The following is a 2,592-nucleotide window of genomic DNA, read 5'->3' on the forward strand; positions in this document are numbered from 1 at the left end:
TTTCGAGAATTGGAATCTCTTACGAGCTTTCTTCTGACCGAATTTCTTACGCTCAACCATACGAGGATCTCTTGTTAGTAATCCTTCTGGTTTTAAGATAGCTCTGTTCTCAGCTTCTACTTCACACATAGCTCTTGCGATTGCCATACGTACAGCTTCTGCCTGACCAGTTGTTCCTCCACCGTATACATTTACTTTGATGTCAAAATTAGCAGCGTTTTCAGTCATTGCTAATGGTTGCATCACTTTGTATTGTAATGTAGCCGTTGGGAAGTAAGTTGTAAATTCTCTTTTGTTTACCGTGATGTTTCCAGTTCCTTCTGTAACATATACACGAGCAACAGCGGTTTTTCTTCTACCGATTTTGTGAATAACTCCCATTACTTTAGATCGTTTAAGTTAACGGTTTTAGGTTGTTGTGCATCATGTTTGTGCTCAGTACCTACATATACATTTAAATTGCGGAATAATTGTGCTCCTAATTTGTTTTTAGGCAACATTCCTTTTACAGCTTTCTCTACTAATAATGCAGGGTTTTTTTGTTGCATTACTTTAGCAGATAAACTTCTTTGACCACCTGGGTAACCTGTGTGACGGATATACGTTTTATCCTCAAGTTTGTTACCTGTTAGGTTGATTTTTTCTGCGTTGATAACAATCACGTTATCTCCACAGTCCACGTGCGGTGTATAACTTGGCTTGTATTTACCTCTTAATAGCATAGCTACTTTTGAAGCAAAACGACCTAAGTTATGACCTTCAGCATCTACAACGATCCACTCTTTTTGAGCAGTTGCCTTGTTAGCTGATACTGTCTTGTAGCTTAAATTGTTCACAATAATTTATTTTAATTAAACATTCCATCCCCAATAAAGGGGTTGCAAAAGTACAAATATTTATTTTAAATACAAATGTCTGTCGAATAATATTTTATCGATTGATAATCAGTTGGGTTATCAGTCATTTTATAACGATTTAAGAGTGTCGTTGTCGATTCAGACGCATTTTTTGACCGGATCCGGAAATAGTTACCGCATTAAATACCGGTTTTAGGGTTATTCTTTGGTGAAAGTTAGCTTGTTATCGCCTTGTTTTAAAAGTAATCCTTTGTCTTTAAAGGTGATTTCAATTCCGGCCGGATCAAAAATGAATTCCGTCGGGCTTAAAGCATTTAGCGGAAACGAGTTTTGTCCGGTGGCCTGACCTTGCAGTTGCCCGTTTTCAACACGGATCGTCAGCTGCAACGGAATCTGTTTGGAACTATACACGCCTTCGTAACTTTTTAAAAGCTTCGGATCAACCGCCACGGATTTCAGATTCGGAAAGCGATACGGGATTTTATAGTAAATACTCAATATACCGATTAAAAGCTCGTTTTCGTTATAATTGTTTCCGTTTACAATAAGAGAAACCGCCATTTTATCGCTCGGATGATACGCAACAACCGCTCGGAAATCTTCAATTATTCCGTTATGACCTAAAAAGCGTTTGTCACTAAATGGAAACTGTAACAATCCTTTGCCGTATCCGTTTTCCATAGCAGTCATTTGTGCCAGTGAAGTGGGTTTAACAATTTTTCCGGTAAAAAGTGCATTGATAAAATCGGTCAGATCTGATGGTGTCGACACCAAAGCACCGGCGGCATTGGACACACTTAAATCCCAGGATGGCGTTTTTTTCCATTTGCTATTTGCGAAAGAATAGGAAAAGGCCTCGTCTTTACCCGGCACGCTCTTTTTAGGATAATAGGTGTTTTTTAAACCAATTTTGCCAACAATTCGGGTGGCAACATTATCGCCATAATTTTTTCCGGTAATCGATTCGATGATATAACCCAACAAAAGATAATTCGAATTACTGTATTCGGCTTTGGTATTGGGTTCGAAAGCTGATTTTAAGGCCGCGATACGTTTTAACATGTCGCGTTTGGTTTGCGGCTTTGTTTTATACGAATCAAATGAACTGTCAATATAATCAGGAATTCCGCTTTTATGGTTGAGCATCATGTCGATGGTAATTGCGCTGGAATTCGGAATCTCGGAATAAAATTTAGAAAGCTTCGTTTCTAAGGTCAGTTTTTTTTCTTCAATCAGTTGGAAAATGATAGCCGCAGTAAAAATTTTGGTAATGGAACCCACGCGGTATTTGGTGTTGCCATCGGCAAGTATGTTGTTTTCTACATCTGCAAAACCATAATTCTTTTCAAAAATCACATTTCCGTTTTCCCGAAGACTGATGGCACCCATAAATTTGTTGTTTTCATTCAAATAGGTTAGCAAACTGTCTATTTTGTTGAAACGCGTTTTTTCCTGGGCAACAATCGAAAAGGATAGGAGCAATAGTGAAAATAGAATTATTTTTTTCATAGAAAACGGACTTTTGGTTATCATAAATAACGTCCGAAAGGTACCAAAAATTATTGGCTTCCGATTTCAAAAATATAATTCTGTTCCCGAAACACTTTTGTAGCGTGGACAAGTTGCATCCGAAGCGCATTCCGGGTGGCGATGGATTGGATGGTATCGCAATCGCAATCTTCCGAAAGGATCATATACGTTTTGTTGGTTTCGGTAAGGTATTCCGGAAGTTGCG

3 protein-coding genes are annotated in these 2,592 nt (G+C 38.3%); all 3 read right to left on the reverse strand.

Annotation, left to right across the window (positions count from 1 at the left end):
* A partial coding sequence (gene rpsI, locus Q1R07_RS09980) for a 30S ribosomal protein S9 (protein ID WP_300489378.1) occupies nucleotides 1–381 on the reverse strand: 381 nt, incomplete at its 3' end.
* Nucleotides 381–836, reverse strand: a complete 456-nt coding sequence (rplM, locus tag Q1R07_RS09985; RefSeq protein WP_136403806.1) for a 50S ribosomal protein L13 — start codon at nucleotides 834–836, stop codon at nucleotides 381–383. The genes rplM and rpsI, both read right to left, overlap by 1 nt.
* A gap of 219 nt (nucleotides 837–1,055) precedes the next feature.
* On the reverse strand, nucleotides 1,056–2,366 hold the full coding sequence (locus Q1R07_RS09990) for a serine hydrolase domain-containing protein (protein WP_300489380.1): 1,311 nt from the start codon (nucleotides 2,364–2,366) through the stop codon (nucleotides 1,056–1,058).
* Nucleotides 2,367–2,592: the final 226 nt, after the last annotated feature.

This window comes from Flavobacterium sp. (assembly GCF_030146175.1).
In the GTDB taxonomy this organism is placed as follows: Bacteria; Bacteroidota; Bacteroidia; order Flavobacteriales; family Flavobacteriaceae; genus Flavobacterium.

Coding starts and splice junctions, on each gene's coding strand:
- Q1R07_RS09990 (WP_300489380.1), bottom strand. CDS start 2,366: ATGAAAAAAATAATTCTATTTTCACTATTGCTCCTATCCTTTTCGATT.